Here is a 3,433-nt window from a genome sequence, read left to right on the forward strand (position 1 = left end):
ACACGGTGCCACTGATACACCGAGTCGCCTGTATCGCAGGCAAGCCAGCTCCCACAAGGAATTGAGGAGATGTTGAACATGCTGCAAGTCGACAAGCTGCACCAGTACTACGGCGGTAGCCACATCCTGCGCGGGCTTTCGTTTGACGTAAAAATCGGCGAAGTCACCTGCCTGCTCGGCCGTAACGGCGTGGGCAAGACCACCTTGCTCAAGTGCCTGATGGGCTTGCTTCCATCCAAGGAAGGCGCGGTGAATTGGGAAGGCAAGGCGATTACCGGGTTCAAGCCGCACCAGCGTGTGCACGCAGGCATCGCCTATGTGCCTCAGGGCCGGGAGATTTTTGGGCGGTTGACGGTAGAAGAAAACTTGCTGATGGGGCTCTCGCGTTTCCCTGGCTCACAAGCCAAGGAGGTACCCGCCTTCATCTACGAGCTGTTCCCGGTCTTGCTGCAAATGAAACACCGCCGTGGCGGCGACTTGTCCGGCGGCCAGCAACAGCAATTGGCGATTGGCCGCGCCCTCGCGAGTCGCCCGCGCTTGTTGATCCTCGATGAACCCACCGAAGGCATCCAGCCCTCGGTGATCAAGGAAATCGGCGCAGTGATCAAAAAACTCGCTGCACGCGGCGACATGGCGATTTTGCTGGTGGAGCAGTTCTACGACTTCGCCGCCGAGCTGGCCGACCAGTACCTGGTGATGTCGCGCGGTGAAATCGTGCAGCAGGGCCGTGGAGAAAATATGGAAAGCGAGGGTGTGCGCGGACTCGTTACGATCTAATCTGTAGCGTCCTAACGATAAGCACTGATCATGACTCTTCCCGCCTCTACCGCCCTGTTCACCCCCAGCTGGCACGCCGAGCTGGCGCTCGGCTACGCGCGTTTCGGCGACACCACACGCCCGGTGATGCGTCGCCACCTCGGCCCGCTGCGAGTGCAAAAGCACCTGTATGCCGAAGGGCCCGAGGTGTGCCAGCACATCATCGTGCACCCGCCCGGCGGTATTGCCGGCGGTGACCGCCTGGATATCCGTGCCCATGTAGGCACCGGCGCCTGGGCGCAACTGACCAGCCCCGGCGCGGCCAAGTGGTACCGCGCCGGCGGCCCGGCGTATCAACAACTCGAACTGAGCGTAGAGGCCGGCGCCACTCTGGAGTGGCTGCCTCAGGAAACCATCGTGTTCAGCGCCGCCCAGGCTGAGCTCACCACGCGCATAGACCTGCACGGCGATGCACGGCTGTTCTACTGGGACGTGGTCGCCCTCGGTCGCCCGGCCAGTGGCGAGCGATTCGACCTCGGCCACTTCCAGTCGCACCTGGATATTCGCCGCGACGGCCAGTTGCTCTGGCATGAGCGCCAGCGCATTGTAGGCGCCGACGGTTTGCTCGACTCGCCGATCGGGCTGGACGGGCAACCGGTGTTCGCCACGCTGTTGCTCACTGGCGATATCGCGCCTGAATTATTGGAAACCTGCCGCGCTTTGCCTCATGCGGTGCGCGGCGACCTGACCCAATTGCCGGGTCTGCTGGTTGCCCGCTGCCTGGCCAGTGAAGCGTTACTGGCGCGGGGCTGGTTGATTGATTTATGGACACTGCTGCGCCCGGCAGTGCTGGGTCGCGAGGCGGTTCCACCGAGAATTTGGAGCACATAAAGATCTGAAGTGGAACCTGCACCCTGTGGGAGCTGGCTTCCAAATAGATCTGCGGTGTTTTTATAAATGTTGTTTGAAGGACCTCGAACCATGGACCTGACCCCACGGGAAAAAGACAAACTGCTGATCTTCACCGCAGGCTTGGTCGCCGAGCGCCGCCTGGCGCGGGGTGTGAAGCTCAACTACCCGGAAACCATCGCCTACATTTCCGCCGCCTTGATGGAAGGCGCCCGCGATGGCCGCACCGTGGCCGACCTGATGCACTTCGGCACCACCCTGCTCAGCCGCGAACAGGTGATGGAAGGCATTCCGGAAATGATCCCGGACATCCAGGTGGAAGCCACCTTTCCCGACGGAACCAAACTGGTCACCGTCCACCAGCCGATTGCGTGAGGGGCGAGCATGATTCGTGATGCAAGCGAGCACGACCTGGCGCAAATCCGCGACATCTACAACGACGCGGTCCTCAACACCACCGCGATCTGGAACGAACAACCCGTGGACCTCGCCAACCGCCAGGCCTGGTTCACCGCGCGGCAAACCCAGGCCTATCCGATCCTTGTCGCCATCGAAAACGATGAAGTCATCGGCTACGCCTCATTCGGCGACTGGCGGCCCTTCGAAGGTTTTCGCTACAGCGTCGAACACTCGGTGTACGTGCGCAACGACCAGCGTGGCAAAGGCCTTGGCCCGCGCCTGATGCAAGCACTGATCGCGCGTGCCAGAACCTGCGGCAAGCACGTGATGGTCGCGGCCATCGAAAGTGGCAACCTGGCTTCGATCCGCCTGCACGAGCGCCTGGGGTTCATCACCACCGGGCAGATGCCGCAGGTGGGCATCAAGTTCGGCCGCTGGCTGGACCTGACCTTTATGCAACTGACCTTGAATCCGGGCGCCGAACCGCCCAAGGAGTGAGATCGATGAACGCCGCGCAACTGCGTCGAGTCAATGCTGAAAGTTTTGCCCACTACCGCCTGGGCTTGATCGAGCTGTTGCTGGACGCGGTGAAGCACGGTGCTTCAGTCGGTTTCATGGCTGACTTCGACGAAGCCCAGGCCCGCACCTATTTGAGCGGCGTGCAGGCGAGCATCGAAGACGCAAGCTTGCTGCTGTGGGTGGTGGTGCGCGATGAACAGGTGATCGCCAGCGTGCAGTTGGCGCTGTGCCAGAAAGCCAACGGCCTTAACCGCGCCGAGGTGCAAAAGTTGCTGGTCCACAGCAACGCACGGCGCCATGGCTTGGGCCAGCAATTGATGAATGCCCTGGAGCTCGCCGCGCGCCAGCACAAGCGCGGCCTGTTGTACCTCGACACCGAGGCCGGCTCCGGCGCCGAAGCCTTCTACCAGTCGCTGCGCTACACCAAGATCGGCGAACTGCCCGATTACTGCCAAAGCCCGGACGGGCGCTACAGCCCGACCGCCATCTACTTCAAGACCCTGGGGCAACCTGCATGATTCCTGGTGAATATCAGATCCAGCCTGGCGACATCGAACTCAACGTGGGCCGCCGCACTGTCAGCCTGAGCGTGGCCAACATCGGCGACCGGCCGATCCAGGTGGGCTCGCATTATCATTTTTTCGAGACCAATGATGCGTTGACCTTCGACCGGGCCGCCAGCCGCGGCATGCGCCTGAACATTCCGGCGGGCACCGCGGTGCGCTTTGAGCCGGGTCAGAGCCGCGAGGTGGAGCTGGTCGACTTGAGCGGCGGGCGCCGCGTGTTCGGGTTTGCCGGCCGGATCATGGGCGATCTTTAGGGCCCTATCGCAGGCAAGCCAGCTCCCACC

At 62.2% G+C, this 3,433-nt stretch carries 6 protein-coding genes; all 6 read left to right on the top strand.

Annotation, left to right across the window (positions count from 1 at the left end; translation table 11 throughout):
* Window positions 1-78 precede the first annotated feature (78 nt).
* The 6 genes from urtE (at window position 79) to WBB95_RS22505 (ending at window position 3,403) form a co-directional block, all read left to right on the top strand.
* On the top strand, window positions 79-777 hold the full coding sequence (gene urtE / locus WBB95_RS22480) for an urea ABC transporter ATP-binding subunit UrtE (protein WP_424489572.1): 699 nt from the start codon (window positions 79-81) through the stop codon (window positions 775-777).
* Between the two features lie 30 nt (window positions 778-807).
* Window positions 808-1,647 carry an urease accessory protein UreD gene (locus WBB95_RS22485; RefSeq protein WP_424489573.1) on the top strand — a complete coding sequence of 280 codons (840 nt, stop codon included), beginning with the start codon at window positions 808-810 and terminating at the stop codon, window positions 1,645-1,647.
* A 90-nt stretch (window positions 1,648-1,737) separates the two neighbouring features.
* On the top strand, window positions 1,738-2,040 hold the full coding sequence (locus WBB95_RS22490; RefSeq protein ID WP_010213535.1) for an urease subunit gamma: 303 nt from the start codon (window positions 1,738-1,740) through the stop codon (window positions 2,038-2,040).
* Between the two features lie 9 nt (window positions 2,041-2,049).
* Window positions 2,050-2,562 carry an N-acetyltransferase family protein gene (locus WBB95_RS22495; RefSeq protein ID WP_424489574.1) on the top strand — a complete coding sequence of 171 codons (513 nt, stop codon included), beginning with the start codon at window positions 2,050-2,052 and terminating at the stop codon, window positions 2,560-2,562.
* A gap of 5 nt (window positions 2,563-2,567) precedes the next feature.
* Entirely contained in the window at window positions 2,568-3,101 is a 534-nt protein-coding gene (locus WBB95_RS22500; RefSeq protein WP_424489575.1) for a GNAT family N-acetyltransferase, read from the top strand.
* Entirely contained in the window at window positions 3,098-3,403 is a 306-nt protein-coding gene (locus WBB95_RS22505) for an urease subunit beta (protein WP_424489576.1), read from the top strand. Before WBB95_RS22500 ends, WBB95_RS22505 begins: the two co-directional genes overlap by 4 nt.
* Window positions 3,404-3,433: the final 30 nt, after the last annotated feature.

Origin of the sequence: Pseudomonas sp., assembly GCF_049645325.1 — a bacterium.
GTDB lineage: Bacteria > Pseudomonadota > Gammaproteobacteria > Pseudomonadales > Pseudomonadaceae > Aquipseudomonas.